Here is a 17812-nt window from a genome sequence, read left to right on the forward strand (position 1 = left end):
GACCAACGCCTCAAACATGCGCCACCTCCATCCCATGCGCGCCACCCAACATCAGACCAATCCGCTCCACACTCAGATCCGCCGTTGGCTCCGGCGCGGACAACCGCCCCTCATTCAAGGCCGCAAACCGGTCCGATATCTCCATCAACTCTTCCAGATCCTGCGAAATCACCACCACAGCAGCCCCTCCGGCTGCCAGATCCATCAACGCCTGCCGGATCGCTGCTGCGGCTGCTGCATCCACGCCCCAGGTCGGCTGGTTCACCACCAGCAACTCCGGCCGCTGCATCACCTCACGTCCAATCACGAACTTCTGCAAATTCCCGCCCGACAGGGACCGCGCCGCGTTGGCAGGGCCCGGTGTGCGCACGTCGAATTTCAGAATGATCCGCTCCGCAAAATCTTTCGCAGCGGTCCAGTTCAGCAACCCGTTTTGCGCCAGCCCTTCCCGTGCCATCCCGGTCAGCATTGCGTTTTCCGTCAAGGACATATCGGGCACCGCCGCATGGCCCAGACGTTCCTCGGGGGCTGTCAAAATCCCCATCGCCCGCCGGGGCGTCGGGCCCAGCGCACCCACGGCCACGCCTTTGACCGCCACCATATCCGCCTGCACCCGCATCTCCCCGGACAGGGCCGCCAGAAGCTCATCCTGCCCATTGCCCGCGACCCCTCCGATGCCCAGCACCTCGCCCGCGCGCACGTCCAGCGACACATCGCGCAGCGGCATACCAAACGCGCTGGGCGACGCCGCACTTAAACCTTTCAGCGCCAGTACAACCTCCCCGGTCTCTCCCTCCGCGCGTTTGGGGGTGCGCAGGGTGCTGCCCACCATCATCTCTGCCATGTCACGGGCGGAGGTTTCAGACGGCGTGCATTCCCCCACAACCTTGCCCAGCCGCAGCACCGTGGCCGCATCGCAAAGGCTGCGAATTTCCTCCAGCTTGTGGGAGATATACAGGATCGCCGTCCCCTCAGCACTCAGCTTGCGCAGTGTTTTGAACAGGATTTCGACCTCTTGCGGCGTCAGCACGCTTGTCGGCTCATCCATGATCAAGAGCTTTGGTTCCTGCAACAGACAGCGGATGATCTCCACCCGCTGCCGTTCCCCGGCAGACAGGTCACCCACCACCCGGTCCGGAGCCAAAGGCAGACCATAGGCGTCCGACACGGATGTGATCTGCGCAGACAAATCCGACATCTTCGGCGCCTGCTCCATCCCCAAGGCGATATTCTCCGCCACGCTTAACGCATCAAAGAGCGAGAAATGCTGAAACACCATCCCCACACCCGCCGCCCGCGCGGCGCGTGGCTCGGACGGGGCAAAGGCCGCGCCGTTCATCTGCATGCTGCCCGCATCCGGTTTCACAAGCCCGTAAATCATCTTCACCAGTGTCGACTTGCCCGCGCCATTCTCCCCCAGCAGCGCGTGCACCTCACCGGGCGCAATCTGGAGCGATACATCATCATTGGCCACCACGCCGGGATAAGCTTTGGTCAGTCCGGACAGGGAAAGAAGAGGGGTCTGGGTCATGCAGGGGCCTTCGCTGGGACAGGCAGCAGCGCCCGCACCACGCCATTTGCAATCTGCGCGGGGGCTTTGCCAAGGGATTTATCGCCGATGGGGCAGGTAATGGGGGCTGGGTCCAGCGACAGCGCGATAAGCCGCTTGCGGAACCGCGCCCACTTGGTGTCCGAACCGATCAACCCGATGCTCGCCTTCTCGCGCTTCAACAGCGCGGCGCAGAGCGCGAAGTCAATCTCATGGGAATAGGTGAAAATCAGGTGGTGTGCGTCTTGCGGCGCACGTGCCGCCAGCAGCGGCATATCTGCCGCAGGCAGGGCGTTCACATGTGCGGGAATCTCACGTGGAAACCGCTCAACTGCGCTGTCGATCCAAGTGATATCAAAGGCTTGCGGGGGCGCTGCGGCCACAACCGCCCGCCCCACATGTCCCGCGCCCCAGATCCAGAGCGGTACAGGAGCGTGGTCTGTGACCCTCAGACCTTCCAGCGGAGCGGGTGGCGGATCAATCCCCTTTGCCGCGCCGCCATACCGCAGCCTCACCGATCCGCCACAGCATTGCCCCAGCGACGGACCCAGGGGGATCGTTTCCTCATGGACCGCACCGCCCTGCGCCATCAACCGCCGTGCGGTTGCAATCGCGCGATGCTCCAGCGCACCGCCACCAATCGTCCCTTCAATCCCGTCGCCCGTGACCTTCATCACCGTTCCTGCGTCCCGTGGCGCGGACCCGCGTGTGCCTGTAATCTCTACATAAATCGCGCTCATGCCCGCGCCCTCTGCACCGCAGCCAGCACCGCTTCCGCCGTGGCAGGGGCCTGCAAATCGCCCCAGCCCGGCCCGCAGGCAGACACCGCATCAGACAGCGCCATGAATGCTGATATGCCCAGCATGAACGGCGGCTCCCCCACCGCTTTGGAACGGTACACCGTCTGTGCCGGGTTCGGCTTGTCCCAGAGGGCGACGTTGAACACCGGCGGTCGGTCCGAAAAGGCAGGGATCTTGTAGGTCGAGGGCGCATGGGTCCTCAAAACGCCCGCATCATCCCAGACCAACTCCTCCGTCGTCAGCCAGCCCGCGCCCTGCACATAGCCGCCTTCGATCTGGCCAATATCAATCGCTGGGTTCAGCGACGCCCCCGCATCATGCAGGATATCCGTGCGCAAAATGCGGTTTTCCCCCGTGAGCGTGTCGATCACCACCTCCGTACAGGCCGCGCCATAGGCGAAATAGAAGAACGGCTGCCCCGCCCCCTTGATCCTATCCCATTGAATATCAGGCGTTTTATAAAAGCCCGCGGCCGACAGGGAAATGCGGTTCTCATAGGCCGATTGCGCCGCTTCGGCAAAGCTCAGCACCTCGCCACCCACCTGCACCTTACCCTCCGCAAAGGTGATGTCCCGCGTCTGATACCGCTCCCCCAGATGTGCTGTGATCCGCTCCCTGATCTCATCACAGGCGATCTGCACCGCCATGCCGTTCAGATCCGTACCGGAAGACGCCGCCGTGGCGGAGGTGTTGGGCACCTTACCCGTATCCGTCGCCGTGATCTTTATGGCCTCAACCGGCACCCCGAACCGATCCGCCGCAATCTGTGCGACTTTCTGGAACAACCCCTGTCCCATCTCCGTCCCCCCGTGGTTCAGATGCACCGATCCGTCCTGATAGACATGCACCAAAGCACCCGCCTGATTGAGATGCGTCAGCGTGAAGGAAATCCCGAATTTCACCGGCGTTAGCGCGATGCCGCGTTTGAGGATGGGCTGGCCCGCGTTCCATTCCGCGATGGCCGCCCGCCTTTCCGCATACCCTGTGGATTGTTCAAGTTTATCCGTCAGTGCGTTGATAATGCAGTCTTTGACTGGCTGCGCATAAGGCGTTGTCTGTGATTTATCCCCATCGGCATAATAGTTCGCGCGTCGCACGGCCAGCGGATCACAGCCAAGGGCTTGCGCGATGTGATCCATCACCCGTTCAATCCCCATCATCCCCTGCGGACCGCCAAACCCGCGAAAGGCTGTGGCCGATTGCATGTTGGTCCGCAGCCGGTGCGAGGTGATGCGGATGTGCTCCAGATGGTAGGCGTTGTCCGCATGAAGCATCGCCCGATCCGCCACCGGCAGCGACAAATCCATCGCCCAGCCGCACCGGGTGTAATGGGTGAATTCAAGCGCCGTGATGCGCCCGGTGCCGTCAAAGCCCACATCGTAATCTATGCGAAAATCATGCCGTTTCCCGGTCACGATCATGTCGTCGTCCCGGTCATACCGCATCTTGCAGGGGCGCCCCGTCCGTGCCGCCGCCAGCGCCGTGGCAATGGCCAATGCGTTGCCCTGACTTTCCTTGCCGCCAAACCCGCCGCCCATCCGCCGTGTTTCTACCCGGACCGCGTGCATGGGTGCACCCAAGGCATGCGCGACTTTGTGTTGTATTTCAGTGGGATGCTGGGTGGAGCTATGCACCACCATATCGCCCCCCTCCTGCGGGAGCGACAGCGCGGCTTGCCCCTCGAGATAGAAATGCTCCTGCCCGCCCAGCGTGATCTGCCCCTGCAAACGGTGAGGCGCATCCGGCAGCGCCCTGTCAGGATCGCCCTTGGTGTAAATGCGCGGACCGTCCTCGAAACGGCTGTCAGCGGCCAATGCAGCTTCAACCGTCAGGATCGGCGTTGTCGCTGCAATCTCCACCACCGCCTGCCGCGCAGCAAAGCGCGCCGCGTGATGGGATTTGGCAATCACCATGAACAGCGGCTGGCCTGCATAATGCACGTTCTTCACCGCCAACAGCGGTTCATCGTGATTGGAGGGAGAGCAATCCGCGTCCCGCTCAAGCTCATCTGCCGTGAGCACCTCCACAACACCCGGCGCCTTGCGCACCGCCGTCACATCCAGCTTGGTGATCTCTCCCGCCGCCTGCGCGCTCAGACCAAAGGCCAGATGCAGGCACCCTGCGGGGGTTGGAATATCATCCACATAGCGCGCCGCACCCGTCACATGCAGGGCAGCGGCATCATGGGGCAGGGGTTTGGCCACGCTCATGCCGTCACCTGCCGCAAATCTGTCATTGCACCGTCTGCTTCGTGGAAATACCGCAGGATCATGTTCTGCGCCGCCTGCATCCGGTACGCAGCAGAGGCGCGCATGTCCGTCATCGGCGTGAAATCCTGCGGCAGTGCGGCAGCAGCCGCAGCGAAACTGGAGGCGTCAAACGGTTGACCGACCAGCTTTGCTTCTGCATGGGCCGCCCGCGCGGGCGTGCCTGCCATACCGCCAAACGCAATGCGGGCATCGGTGATAGTATCTCCGTCCCGGGTGATCGCCATGCACCCACAAACAGCGGAGATATCCTGATCGAACCGCTTCGACAGCTTGTAACAGCGCAGCGTGTCAAGTTGGCGCGGAAGGGTGATGGCCTCCACAAACTCCCCCGGCGCACGGTCCTGTTTGCCGTAGGCGATAAAGAAATCCTCCAAAGGCAGGCTGCGGCGGGTATCGCCATGGCGCAGGTGCAGCGTTGCGTTCAGCGCGATCAGCGCAGGCGGGCTGTCCCCGATGGGAGAGCCGTTGGCGATGTTCCCACCAAGGGTCGCGGCATTGCGCACCTGAGTCGAGCCGTAGCGCAGAAGCATATCCGACAGATGTGGATGATGCGGGCGCAGGGCGGATTCGACAGCCGCGATCGTGGTCATGCTGCCGATGTGGATATCTTTTTCGCCCTCAACAACGCCTTGCAAATCACTGCACCCATTCAAGAAAGCAACCTTTCCCAAGGCGCGGAAATCCTTGGTTATCCACAGTCCCACATCCGTGGCCCCGGCGATCAGCGTGGCGTCTGGATTGGCGGCATACCACGCGGCAAGGGCGTCAGCGGTGGCCGGGCGGAATGTGGATAACGTCAGATCGGGTTTCTGGGATTTTGGCGGCGCTGGCAGGGTCTTGGCCAAAGACCGCAGGTGCGGCGGCACCGCCTGGTTCCGTGCTGTCTCTGCCGCGCGGGCGATGGGGGCGTAGCCCGTGCAGCGGCACAGATTTCCCGCCAGTTGCGTGTCGTCATCCGTCGCCCCCTGCAAATGCGCGCAAGCCATGGAAACCGCAAAGCCGGGCGTGCAAAACCCGCATTGGCTGCCGTGGTGATCGATCAATGCCTGCTGCACCGGGTGCAACGTGCCATCCGGCGCGCTGAGCCCCTCTACGGTGGTGACGTGCAGGCCTTGAAGCTGGGGCAGGAACAGAATGCAGGCGTTCAGCGTGCGTGTGCCCGTGTTATCACTGACCATCACCGTGCAGGCGCCGCAATCGCCTTCATTGCAGCCCTCCTTGGTGCCGGTCAAACCCCGCGTATCGCGCAGCCAGTCAAGCAAAGTTGCTGTGGGGCGGACGTCCCTTAGGGACACGGGTTCTCCATTGAGAAGAAACGAGATGTCCATGTGAGGTCTCAACCGCGGTACCGGAAAGGGCCTTGTCGGAATGCCATCGCTCGATGCGGCGTAGAGAGATGAGCAGGCGTTGAAAAGCAGGCTAGCGGGCGATTGCGCGTTTTGGCAAGAAGAATCCTGACGGTGGTATCAAGCGGGAAAGTGAATAATTGCCCATGGGCAATTTTGTGTTAAAAAAACCTTAATGATACCAGATGGATGGGGTGAGATGCCCCGATTTGCAGCATCTGGTGCCCGAGACCCTCTGGCAGCCAGGGATCGGCGGTCGTAATCTGCCCGGATGAGCACATCCCCCCGATTCATTCACCTGCGCACCCACTCCGAATACTCCCTTCTGGAAGGGGCGTTGCGGTTGAAAAAACTGCCGCAGATGTGCCGCGACAAGGGCATGCCGGCGCTGGCGCTGACGGATACCAACAACATGTTCGCCGCGCTGGAGTTTTCCGTCACGATGGCGGGGGCTGGCGTGCAGCCGATCATCGGCTGTCAGGTCGATCTGGCCTATGTCGAAACCGCCCCCGGAGAGAAACCGCGCGATCCTGCGCCGGTGGTTCTGCTGGCACAAAGCGAAGCGGGTTATGAGGACCTGATGAAGCTGAACTCCTGTCTCTACGTGGACAAGGGTGGTCAGCTCCCGCAAGTGACGCTGGCCGAACTGGAAACCCATGCCGGCGGTCTGATCTGTCTGACGGGTGGGCCCGGCGGCCCGGTGGGGCTGCTGTTGCGGAACGGCCAGCGCCCTGCGGCGGAGGCGCTGATGACTCGGCTTGCAGGGGCCTTTGGCGACCGTCTCTATGTGGAACTGCAACGCCATCCCGGCGAAGACGGCGCGCCGGAAGCAGAGCGGCTGACGGAGCAGGGGCTGGTCGAAATGGCCTATGCCATGGACCTGCCTTTGGTTGCCACGAACGACGTCTACTTCCCCGATGCCAAGATGTACGAGGCCCATGATGCGCTGATCTGCATCGCCGACGGCGCTTATGTGGATCAGCAACAGGACCGCAGACGTTTGACCGCGCAGCATTACTTCAAAAGCCCCGAGGAAATGGCGACGCTTTTCGCTGATCTGCCGGAGGCGTTGGAGAACACGGTGGAGATCGCACGGCGCTGTGCCTTCATGGCCTACCGGCGCGATCCGATCCTGCCCAAGTTTGCCGATGATGAGGTCGCCGAACTGCGCAGACAGGCGCAAGAGGGGCTGAAACACCGCCTGTCGATCATTGATCCGGCCGCTCCGGTTGAGGAATACGAGAAGCGGTTGGAATTCGAGCTGGGGATCATCGAAGGCATGGGGTTCCCCGGCTATTTCCTGATCGTTGCCGACTTCATCAAATGGGCCAAGGATGAGGATATTCCCGTGGGACCGGGGCGTGGCTCCGGTGCGGGGTCTTTGGTGGCCTATGCGCTGTTGATCACCGATCTGGACCCGCTGCGCTATTCGCTGCTGTTTGAACGCTTCCTGAACCCGGAACGGGTGTCGATGCCGGACTTCGATATCGACTTCTGCATGGACCGCCGGGAAGAGGTTATCAAGTACGTTCAGGAGAAGTATGGGCGTGATAAAGTGGGGCAAATCATCACTTTTGGTGCGCTTTTGTCAAAAGCGGCCGTGCGTGACATTGGCCGGGTCCTGCAGATGCCCTACGGTCAGGTGGACCGGCTGAGCAAGATGATCCCGGTCGAAGGGGTCAAGCCTGTCTCCATCGAAAAGGCGCTGGCGGATGAACCCCGCCTGCGGGAAGAAGCGAAGAACGAAGAGGTGGTCGCGCGGCTGCTGGAATACGGTCAGCAGGTGGAGGGGTTGCTCAGAAATGCCTCGACCCACGCGGCGGGGGTGGTGATTGGCGACCGTCCACTGGATGCGCTGGTGCCGCTCTATCAGGATCCGCGCTCCGACATGCCTGCGACGCAGTTCAACATGAAATGGGTCGAACAGGCGGGCCTCGTCAAATTCGATTTCCTCGGACTGAAGACGCTGACGGTGATCCAGAACGCCGTGGATCAGATCAAGGCCAGCGGGCGGCATCTGCATATCGCGGCGGATGGCACCGAATTATTCGTGCCCCCGGAAGAGCTTATCGACGATATCGCCACGATCCCCCTGGATGATGAGGCCTCCTACAAACTCTATGCCAGCGCCAAGACGGTTGCGGTGTTCCAGGTGGAAAGCTCGGGCATGATGGATGCCCTCAAGCGGATGAAACCCACTTGTATCGAGGATATCGTGGCACTCGTGGCGCTCTACCGTCCCGGCCCGATGGAGAATATCCCGACCTATTGCGAAGTGAAAAACGGGCTGAAGAAACGCGAATCCATCCATCCGCTGATTGACGATATTCTGGAGGAAACCCAAGGCATCATCGTTTATCAGGAACAGGTGATGCAGATCGCGCAGGTCATGGCGGGTTATAGTCTGGGCGGTGCCGACCTGCTCAGACGGGCGATGGGCAAAAAGATCGCCGAGGAAATGGCCAAGGAGCGCCCCAAGTTCGAAAAGGGCGCGATGGAGAATGGGGTCGACAAGAAGAAGGCCTCGGAAGTCTTTGACCTTCTTGAGAAATTCGCCAACTACGGGTTCAATAAATCCCACGCCGCAGCCTATGCCGTGGTCAGCTATCAGACCGCATGGCTGAAGGCCAACCACCCGGTCGAATTCATGGCCGGGGTGATGAACTGCGACATCCACCTGACGGACAAGCTGGCGGTCTATTTCGAGGAGGTGCGCAAACGGCTTGAGCTTCCTTACGTGCCGCCTTGCGTGAACCGCTCTGATGCGACCTTCAAGGTCACGGACGGCGCGCTGGTCTATGCGCTGGGCGCGCTCAAGAACGTCGGGATTGAGGCGATGAAGCTGATCACCGATGGGCGCCGGGTTGAGGAGCAGGACAAACCCTTTGCGACCCTGTTTGATCTGGCGCGGCGGGTGGATCTGAAGCGCGTGGGCAAGCGACCGTTGGAGATGCTGGCCCGCTCTGGCGCGTTTGACGCGCTGGACCCCAACCGGCGGCGGGTGTTTCAGGCGCTGGATGCGTTGGTGGGATACTCAGCTGCAATCCATGAACAAAAGTCCTCCAATCAGGTGTCCCTGTTCGGGGAGGCAGGCGATGATCTTCCCGAACCGCGCATGATGCCCTGCGATGACTGGCTGCCTGCCGAACGGCTGGCGGAGGAGTTCAAGGCCATCGGTTTCTACCTCTCCGGCCATCCGCTGGACGATTACATGGGGCAGCTCAAACGCAAGTGGGGCAATGACCGGGGCGTGCCTTTCCTGACGCTGGATGAGCTGAACGACAAGGTCGCCGACCGCGGCGCGATGAATGCGCGGCTTGCGGGTGTTGTGGCCGGGCGGCAGGAGCGCAAGTCAGCACGGGGCAACCGCTTTGCCTTTGCACAGATGTCTGATCCCTCGGGCGGATACGAGGTCACGCTGTTTTCTGACACGCTGGAAGCGGCGCGGGATCATCTGGAAGTGGGCTCGAAGGTTGTTGTCACGGTTGAGGCGACGATGGAAGCCGAACAGCTCAAGCTGCTGGGCCGTTCGGTGGCACCGGTGGATATGGCCGTGGCGGACGTCAGTTCCATCGGCCTGAAGGTTTTCATCGACGCCCCCGAAGCGATCAGCGCGGTCAGCCAGGTGCTGGAAGGCGCGCGGTCGGCTGCCAAGACTGCGGCGCGCGGTCCGGTGCAGTTCTGCCTGATGGACCCGGCCTTGCCCGGAGAGGTCGAAGTAGACCTTGGCATGGAGTTCCCGGTGACCCCGCAGATCAAGGGAGCGATTCGGTCTTTGGGCGGTGTCCTTGAGGTTGAGGAAATTTAATCCACAACATCTGGTGGCGCTTTGGGGATAAGTGCCCTTCCGTCAGCCAGATTCGACTTGGCCCTGATTTTCAGCTACTTACGTTGCGTTCTTAATGCTGGGGATGGCAATGATAAGACGGACGTTGGCGCTGGGGGCGCTTGTCCTTGTGGCGGGTTGTGGTGACCCGCTCGAGGATTTTGACCGGATTTCTGATGTGGCATTGGCCGATGGCGTTGTGAGCGCTCAGGCGCTGCCGACACAAGCCGAGCAGGAACGCGAGGGCTTTCTCGGCACGCAATCCGCTGCGGAAACGACGCCCGACGTGACCCTTCCAGAACCCACACCGCGCCCCGGATTGCTGGGGCTGTTCACCCGCGCGCGCGAAAATGTGGCTGTGGCAGCGGCCCGTGTTGAAGCCGAAGACGGGCAAAGCGAAGCGCTGGGCGCCCAGGGCGACGCGGATGAGGCCACGCTGGCCGCGTTGCCAGCCGAGCCTGACGCACCCACACCGGCTGCGCGTACAGGCGGCTGGAGCCTGTTGGGCGGTGGTGCATCCGCCACCAGCGCACAGGCCAACGATGTGGCGTTTGGCACTATGGTTCCCTACGGCGTGATTGCCCGCGTCTGTGAGGCGCGGGGCAAGGAGATGGGGCAAAAGGTCCTCAAAGGCCCGGCGAAGGGCTTTGCAGTCTATGATTCCGCGCCCGGTTCTGTCGCAGCGCGAACCTATTATATCACTGGCTTTTCAGATGGTTGCCCGCGACAGTTAACAGCTGCGAACGTGCTGATCGGCGCGCCTGCGCTCTATGACATGTTGCATTATGGCCCAGCGGCGCAGGACTTGCCCTATGGGGCGACCGACAAGGCCTATGAAAAGGTGAAGGCGCGGGTCTGCGGTGTGGCGCGCAAGAAGCCCTGCGGCAGCAAGATCAAACGGCTGGAGCGCACCACGTTTTTTGTGAATGCCTATGACAGCTTCGGCAATGCGAGCCGTTGGTCAGAAGCCCTGATCCACGACGGCAAAGTGCTGGCGACGGCGATGAAGTCCGGCGGCTGAGGCAGGGCGCGGAATTTTTAAAAAATTCCGGCCGTTTTCTGATTCAGAAAACGATCGCTGCGGCATCTGTTGCGTTCAATAATGCGGCGGACGCTCATCCCCAATGACCACCGAACCGCCCCCCTGCGCCTCCCGCTCCCCTTCACGCTGCATCAGCATGTGCACCCGGCGGTTGAGGGTCACGATCTCTTCGGCCTGCGTGGCCACGATATCGGACAGTTCTTCCACTGTCCGGGTCAGGTGCGCGATCTGTTCTTCAAGCTTTTCCATCGGGTCCTCTTGGCTGCGTGCCGCATAACACGGGAAGCTGCGCCCGCATAGGCACCTGCGCATGGATATTTAAGGCCAAAAAGAGAAGCAGGCGCGGGCGGCGTGCCGGTTGCGATTAACATGCGGCTGGGCTATCTGCGGGCGCATAATTGCACATGAGGATGCCTCCAATGGCCAAGCCGAAAAAGACCCCGCGCCCCCGCGCGGAAACGCCGAAAGGGTTTCGCGACTATTTCGGGGCGGAGGTGACCCATCGGGCAGGCATGTTGCGCAAGATTGCTGCCGTTTATGAGCGTTATGGCTTTGATGCGCTGGAAAGCTCCGGGGTGGAGACGGTAGAGGCGCTGGGCAAGTTCCTGCCGGATGTGGACCGCCCCAACGAAGGTGTCTTTGCCTGGCAGGAGGATGCCGATCTGGACAAGCCCGGCGATTGGCTGGCGTTGCGCTATGATCTGACCGCCCCCCTGGCGCGGGTTTATGCCCAGCACCGCAATGATCTGCCCAACCCTTACAGGCGCTATGCCATGGGTCCTGTGTGGCGCAATGAAAAGCCCGGTCCGGGGCGGTTTCGGCAGTTTTATCAGTGTGATGCGGATACTGTTGGCGCGCCTTCGGTCGCGGCGGATGCAGAGATTTGCGCGATGCTGGCCGATTGTCTGGAAGAGGTCGGGATCGAGCGGAATGACTATGTGGTGCGGGTCAACAACCGCAAGGTGTTGAACGGGATTATCGAAAGTATGTTCGAAAACCAGCTGAACAATGCGTTCCCAGATGGTATCTCCAAACAAGGCCTGCAAAGTGGCGACGTTTTGCGGGAGCGCATGAACGCTCTTACCGACGATGTTCTTAGGACCTTGGATAAGCATGACAAAGTTGGTGACATTGGAGTGGCAGAGTTACTCGGAAACGGCAGGAAAGATCAGTCTGGGGCGTTTATCGAGGGGCTGGGCCTTCCTAGCTACATTATTGAAGGTTTCCTCGCGTTCTTGAACGCAAAGGGTGCCACGAATAAAAAAACGATCATGCAACTGCATCGAGTTGTTGAAAACTCTCAGGTCGGAAGAGAGGGTGTCGATGAACTGGAAACCATCGCTGATCTGCTGGCAGCAGGCGGCTACGGCCCCGACCGCATCGTCATCGACCCTTCCGTTGTCCGCGGCCTCGGCTATTACACCGGCCCGGTGTTCGAAGCTGAACTCACCTTTGAAATCAAAGACGAGAAAGGCCGCCCCCGAAATTTCGGCTCCGTCGCGGGTGGCGGGCGCTATGACGATCTGGTCAAACGTTTCACCGGGCAGGCGGTGCCTGCAACGGGTGTGTCGATCGGCGTGGATCGCCTGCTGGCCGCGCTGCATGCCAAGGGGCGGCTGGAAGACACGGCGCGTGGGCCTGTGGTGGTCACGGTCATGGACCGGGATCGCATGGCCGACTACCAAGCCATGGTCGCGGAACTGAGGCAGGCGGGCATCCGGGCGGAGGTGTACCTCGGCAATCCCAAGAACTTCGGCAACCAGCTGAAATACGCGGACAAACGCAGCAGCCCTGTGGCGGTCATTGAAGGCGGGGATGAGCAGGCACGCGGGGTGGTGCAGATCAAGGACCTGATCCTGGGCGCCCAGATCGCGGAAAACGCCACGCTGGAGGAATGGAAAGACCGTCCCAGCCAGTACGAAGTGCCGCGCGACCAACTGGTGGCGAAGGTGCGTGAGATCCTGGACCTGCACGGCTGATGTCCGAACGCGCTGACATTCGCGCCAAGGCAGCCGCCTTGCGCGCTGCGTTCGAAGCGCAGGGGGCGATGGTGGCCGAAGTGCCCTTGTTGCAGCCTGCCGCCACGCTGCTGGACCTTTACGGCGAAGACATTCGCGGGCGGGCCTATGTGACCTCCGACGCGCTGCGCGGAGAGCAGATGCTGCGCCCCGATTTCACCGTGCCGGTTGTGGAAATGCACATGGCCCATGGGGCGGAGCCTGCGCGCTACACCTACGCCGGAGAGGTCTTTCGGCGGCAGGAGCAGGACCCCGACCGGGCGAATGAATACATGCAGGTCGGCTATGAGGTGTTTGACCGCGCAGACCCTGCCGCGGCGGATGCGGAGGTCTTTGCCCTCATTGCGGACGCGCTGGCCGGGTTGCCGGTGGACCCTGTGACCGGGGACATCGGCGTTCTGATGGCGGCAGTGGATGGATTGGAAACCTCCGATGCGCGCAAGGCTGCCCTGCGGCGGCACATCTGGCGGCCCCGTCGGTTCCGCGCGTTGCTGGAGCGTTATGCAGGCCGGGTGCCGGTGCCTGCAACACGGGCGGCCCTTTTGGCGGGACAGGCTGCGTCGGATGCCCCGCTGATCGGCAGGCGCACCCAGGCAGAGATTGATGCGCGTATTGATGTGCTGCGCGCCGATGCGGCAGAACCCCCGCTGTCCGACGGGCAGGTTGCCCTGATCGAAGCCCTGCTGGACGTGCGTGAAACCATGCCCCATGCGCTCAGCCGGTTGCATGATCTGGCGGTGGATATGCCCGAAATCGCCGCTGCGGTCGCCCGTGTGTCGGAGCGCGAGGATGCGCTGGCCAAACGCGGGGTCGACACCGAAGCGCTTGTTTTCGAAGCCAGCTATGGCCGGGTGTCGATGGAATATTATGATGGGTTTGTCTTTGGCTTCCGTGCCACAACACGGCCCGACCTGCCCAACATCGCCTCCGGCGGGCGCTATGACGCGCTGACTCGGCAATTGGGCAACGGCGTGGAAATCCCCGCCGTGGGCGGCGTGATGCGCCCCGATATGATGCTGGAACTGGAGGGCGCGCCGTGATGATCAAGCTGGGCGTGCCGTCCAAGGGGCGGCTGATGGAAAAGACCTTTGACTGGTTCGGCGCGCGGGGCATCCGGCTGAGCCGCAGCACATCGGACCGTGAATATGCAGGCCGGGTTGAGGGTATTGAGGGCGTTGAGCTGGTGCTGCTGTCGGCAGGGGAGATTCCCCGCGAACTGGCGTCGGGCCGCATTCACCTTGGCGTCACCGGCACGGATCTGGTGCATGAAAAACTCGCCCTGTGGGAACAATTGGTCGACCCGGTCGAAGAGCTGGGCTTTGGCCACGCCGATCTGATCCTCGCCGTGCCGCAGGTCTGGGTGGATGTGGATACGCTGGATGATCTGGATGGCGCGGCGGCGGCGTTTCGGGCGGTACATGGCGACCGGATGCGGATTGCCACCAAATACCATCGTTTGGTCCGTGACTTCCTGCGGTTGCACGGGGTTGCCGACTACGCGCTGGTGGACAGCCAGGGCGCCACCGAAGGCACGGTGAAGAATGAAACCGCAGAGATGATCGCCGACATCACCTCAAGCGGAGAGACGCTGCGCGCGAACCATTTGAAAATCCTGTCCGACGGGTTGATCCTGAAATCGCAGGCCACGCTGTGGCGCAGCCGGGTGGCTCAGATGGACGACACCGCCCGCGACACGCTTGCCGCCTTTCTGGCAAAGGCGGTCTGACGCGGCGTCAGATGGTCAGATCGACCGGGATTGCTTCCACATACTGCTGGTAAGGTTGGGTTGCCGCGACCCGCGCGAGATCTACCAGAGGCTTCATCAGAGAAGGCCACTTCGGACTGGCCGGGATGAAGGTGCCGCGCGCGAAGATTTACGAGATTTACGCGGCGCAGATTGAAGCGCTTTACGGATAAGGGGGCGATGGGTGCAAGCACCCATCCTACGCCACCCGCTCCTCCGTAGGATGGGTGCTTGCACCCATCGAACGCGCCTACAAAACACCAATCTCCGCCAAGGCCTTGTTCAACTCCACCGGCAGTGGCTCTTCGTGATCGCGCCCTTCCGGCAGGTCCGGTGGCGCATCCGCAGGCTGCAAGTACCGCCAGCCCTGAAAAGGCCGCTTGAGGCTGGTCTGGGTGCGGATGATTTCGGGCTCCAGCACAATGGCGCAGCGCCGGATGCCGTCTGAGCCGATGTATTCATCCAGCCGCTTGATCACCTGACGGCATTGGATCACGCCCTTGATCACCCAGAAAATCGACCCGCCGTTGAGCACCTCCGCTTCCCGCCGCGGCCACATGCGTGTGACGTGACGCGGGCAGCCATCGGGGGCCTGCGCACGTTTTGTCGCCTGCCAGGCGATCAGGTCATCGACGGTCTCCGTACCAACGGAGAGTTTGATAAGGTGCACATGGGTCATACGTGCTAAAATTACAGGTAACGCTGCGGGCTGCAAGTGCGACATATTGGAAATCGGGCAAATATTGTTGTTGATCGCGTATAATCCACAACATATAGTGTTTTCTCGTCCTCGGAGTGATCGAGGAAAGGACATCTGATTCCTTGATTGCTGCGACGGACCGCTACCTCTGCACTGACATGCCCCTGTGCCAAGACACCCAACTGAACCCTGACTAGGAAAGCCTCACCATGACACGTTTCGCCGCCCCCATCGCTGAACAGATCTGGGATATGAAGTACCGCTTCAAAGCCCCCGATGGGACCGCGAAGGACGTCACGGTTGAAGACACCTGGCGGCGTATCGCGCGCGATCTGGCGCAGGTTGAAGACGACGCGCAGGGCTGGGAAGACAAGTTTTACAGCGCCTTGGAAGATTTCAAATACCTGCCCGCCGGCCGGATCACCGCGGGCGCCGGCACCGCGCGCAAGGTCACGCTGTTCAACTGCTTTGTCATGGGCACCGTGCCCGACAGCATGGGCGGCATCTTTGACATGCTGAAAGAGGCAGCCCTCACCATGCAGCAGGGCGGGGGGATCGGCTATGATTTCTCCACCATCCGGCCCAAGGGCGCGGATGTGAAAGGCGTTTCGGCGGATGCTTCAGGCCCCCTCAGCTTCATGGACGTCTGGGACGCGATGTGCCGCACGATCATGTCCGCAGGCTCCCGCCGGGGCGCGATGATGGCGACCATGCGCTGCGATCACCCGGATGTGGAGGATTTCATCGCCGCCAAATCCGATTCCGCGCGCCTGCGGATGTTCAACATGTCCGTGCTGATCACCGATCCCTTCATGGAAGCGGTCAAGGCCGATGGTCCCTGGGATCTGGTCTTTGACGGCAAGGTCTACCGCACGGTGCAGGCGCGCGATCTGTGGAACCGGATCATGCAGGCGACCTATGATTACGCCGAACCGGGTGTGATCTTCATCGACCGGATCAATCAGGCCAACAACCTCAACTATTGTGAGACGATTGCCGCCACCAACCCTTGCGGCGAACAGCCTCTGCCGCCCTATGGCGCGTGTCTGCTGGGGTCCATCAACCTTGCGCGGTTGGTCAGCGATCCGTTTGAGGCCAACGCGGAACTGAACATCGACGCGCTGAACGAACTGGTCGCCACAGCTGTGCGGATGATGGACAATGTCGTGGATGTCTCCAAATTTCCGCTCGACGCACAGGCGCGCGAAGCGCAGGCGAAACGGCGGATCGGCCTTGGCGTGACGGGGCTGGCGGATGCGCTGCTGATGCTCGGCCAGCGCTATGGCAGTGATGAGGCGGCCGCCCAGACCGAGGAATGGCTCAAGGCCATTGCGCGGGCGTCCTATCTCGCCTCTGTTGAACTGGCCAAGGAAAAGGGCGCGTTTCCACTGTTTGACGCCGACGCCTACCTGAAATCCGGCACGATGGAGATGATGGACGACGATGTGCGCGAGGCCATCCGCACGCACGGCATTCGCAACGCCCTGCTGACCTCCATCGCGCCAACCGGCACGATCAGCCTCTATGCGGGCAACGTGTCCTCGGGGATCGAGCCGGTGTTCGCCTATGCCTACACCCGCAAGGTGCTGCAAAAAGACGGCAGCCGCACCGAAGAAGAAGTCGTTGATTACGCAGTGCAACTGTGGCGTGACCTGAAAGGTGATGCGCCCCTGCCGGACTATTTCGTCAACGCGCAGACCTTGCCGCCGCTTGATCACGTCAAGATGCAGGCGGCCGCACAAAAGTGGGTCGACAGCTCCATCTCCAAAACCATCAACTGCCCGGAAGACATCAGCTTTGATGCCTTCAAGGACGTCTACATGGAAGCTTGGGACACCGGCTGCAAAGGCTGCACCACCTACCGCCCCAACGCGGTCACCGGCTCCGTGCTTAGCGTGTCGGAATCCACTGAAAAGGCCCCGGCTGACGGCCCTCAACTGGTGGAGGAAGGCGGCGATGTGATCTACATGTCCGAACCGCTTGACCGCCCGGTAGAGTTGGAAGGGAACACCTACAAGGTCAAATGGCCCGACAGTGAACATGCCATTTACATCACCATCAACGACATCGTGTTGAACGGCCACCGCCGCCCGTTCGAGGTTTTCATCAACTCCAAGAACATGGAGCATTTTGCCTGGACGGTTGCGCTGACCCGGATGATCTCTGCCGTGTTCCGGCGGGGCGGCGATGTGTCCTTTGTGGTGGAAGAGCTGAAAGCGGTCTTCGATCCGCGCGGGGGCGCGTGGATGGAAGGCAAATACATCCCCTCCATTCTGGCGGCCATCGGCGGCGTGATCGAGAAACACATGATCGCCACCGGTTTCATCGAGGGCGAAGGCATGGGGCTGAAGAGTGATCCACAGGCGCAGGTGATTGCCGTTGGGGAACAGCGCGGTAAGGCCTGCCCCTCATGTGGACAATATGACCTTCGCATGGTGGAGGGCTGCATGACCTGCGGGTCTTGCGGGCACAGCAAATGCGGCTAGCGCGGCTGTGCCAGCAGCGGCATCAACCGGC

12 protein-coding genes are annotated in these 17812 nt (G+C 61.6%); 6 read left to right on the plus strand and 6 right to left on the minus strand.

Going from position 1 to position 17812, the window contains the following annotated elements; all coding sequences use genetic code 11:
- Nucleotides 1-10: 10 nt before the first annotated feature.
- Genes Q1A91_RS13270 through xdhA form a run of 4 tightly spaced genes read right to left on the minus strand, consistent with a single transcriptional unit; the run spans nucleotide 11 to nucleotide 5947 of the window.
- Nucleotides 11-1531: an ABC transporter ATP-binding protein gene (locus Q1A91_RS13270; RefSeq protein ID WP_299878047.1), complete on the minus strand. Its 1521-nt coding sequence runs from the start codon at nucleotides 1529-1531 to the stop codon at nucleotides 11-13.
- A complete protein-coding gene (gene xdhC / locus Q1A91_RS13275) occupies nucleotides 1528-2289 on the minus strand; it encodes a xanthine dehydrogenase accessory protein XdhC (protein WP_299878050.1) in 762 nt (253 codons plus the stop codon). Before xdhC ends, Q1A91_RS13270 begins: the two co-directional genes overlap by 4 nt.
- Complete coding sequence (gene xdhB / locus Q1A91_RS13280; protein ID WP_299878052.1) at nucleotides 2286-4559, minus strand: xanthine dehydrogenase molybdopterin binding subunit; 2274 nt, start codon at nucleotides 4557-4559, stop codon at nucleotides 2286-2288. Before xdhB ends, xdhC begins: the two co-directional genes overlap by 4 nt.
- Entirely contained in the window at nucleotides 4556-5947 is a 1392-nt protein-coding gene (gene xdhA, locus Q1A91_RS13285) for a xanthine dehydrogenase small subunit (protein ID WP_299878054.1), read from the minus strand. The genes xdhB and xdhA overlap by 4 nt, the downstream gene beginning before the upstream one ends.
- 289 nt (nucleotides 5948-6236) lie before the next feature.
- On the opposite strand from xdhA, the gene dnaE reads away from it, so the two are divergent.
- The gene (gene dnaE, locus Q1A91_RS13290; protein ID WP_299878057.1) at nucleotides 6237-9773 is read left to right on the plus strand and encodes a DNA polymerase III subunit alpha; all 3537 of its coding nucleotides are present in this window, start codon (nucleotides 6237-6239) and stop codon (nucleotides 9771-9773) included.
- Between the two features lie 103 nt (nucleotides 9774-9876).
- Entirely contained in the window at nucleotides 9877-10812 is a 936-nt protein-coding gene (locus Q1A91_RS13295; RefSeq protein WP_299878060.1) for a hypothetical protein, read from the plus strand.
- Between the two features lie 75 nt (nucleotides 10813-10887).
- On the opposite strand, the gene Q1A91_RS13300 is transcribed toward Q1A91_RS13295, so the two are convergent.
- Nucleotides 10888-11082 carry a SlyX family protein gene (locus tag Q1A91_RS13300; RefSeq protein WP_299878063.1) on the minus strand — a complete coding sequence of 65 codons (195 nt, stop codon included), beginning with the start codon at nucleotides 11080-11082 and terminating at the stop codon, nucleotides 10888-10890.
- A gap of 170 nt (nucleotides 11083-11252) precedes the next feature.
- On the opposite strand from Q1A91_RS13300, the gene hisS reads away from it, so the two are divergent.
- The 3 genes from hisS to hisG are packed head-to-tail and all read left to right on the plus strand — an operon-like array spanning nucleotide 11253 to nucleotide 14577.
- Nucleotides 11253-12812, plus strand: a complete 1560-nt coding sequence (gene hisS / locus Q1A91_RS13305) for a histidine--tRNA ligase (protein WP_299878066.1) — start codon at nucleotides 11253-11255, stop codon at nucleotides 12810-12812.
- Nucleotides 12812-13891 carry an ATP phosphoribosyltransferase regulatory subunit gene (locus Q1A91_RS13310; RefSeq protein WP_299878069.1) on the plus strand — a complete coding sequence of 360 codons (1080 nt, stop codon included), beginning with the start codon at nucleotides 12812-12814 and terminating at the stop codon, nucleotides 13889-13891. Before hisS ends, Q1A91_RS13310 begins: the two co-directional genes overlap by 1 nt.
- Nucleotides 13888-14577 carry an ATP phosphoribosyltransferase gene (gene hisG / locus Q1A91_RS13315; RefSeq protein WP_299878072.1) on the plus strand — a complete coding sequence of 230 codons (690 nt, stop codon included), beginning with the start codon at nucleotides 13888-13890 and terminating at the stop codon, nucleotides 14575-14577. Before Q1A91_RS13310 ends, hisG begins: the two co-directional genes overlap by 4 nt.
- Before the next feature lie 268 nt (nucleotides 14578-14845).
- Here the strand turns inward: hisG and Q1A91_RS13320 are convergent, their stop codons facing one another.
- Nucleotides 14846-15274 carry a DUF1489 domain-containing protein gene (locus Q1A91_RS13320; RefSeq protein ID WP_299878074.1) on the minus strand — a complete coding sequence of 143 codons (429 nt, stop codon included), beginning with the start codon at nucleotides 15272-15274 and terminating at the stop codon, nucleotides 14846-14848.
- 230 nt (nucleotides 15275-15504) lie between these two features.
- On the opposite strand from Q1A91_RS13320, the gene Q1A91_RS13325 reads away from it, so the two are divergent.
- On the plus strand, nucleotides 15505-17781 hold the full coding sequence (locus Q1A91_RS13325) for an adenosylcobalamin-dependent ribonucleoside-diphosphate reductase (RefSeq protein WP_299878077.1): 2277 nt from the start codon (nucleotides 15505-15507) through the stop codon (nucleotides 17779-17781).
- The last annotated feature ends 31 nt before the right edge of the window (nucleotides 17782-17812 follow it).

Origin of the sequence: uncultured Sulfitobacter sp., from assembly GCF_947500075.1 — a bacterium.
In the GTDB taxonomy this organism is placed as follows: Bacteria; Pseudomonadota; Alphaproteobacteria; order Rhodobacterales; family Rhodobacteraceae; genus Sulfitobacter.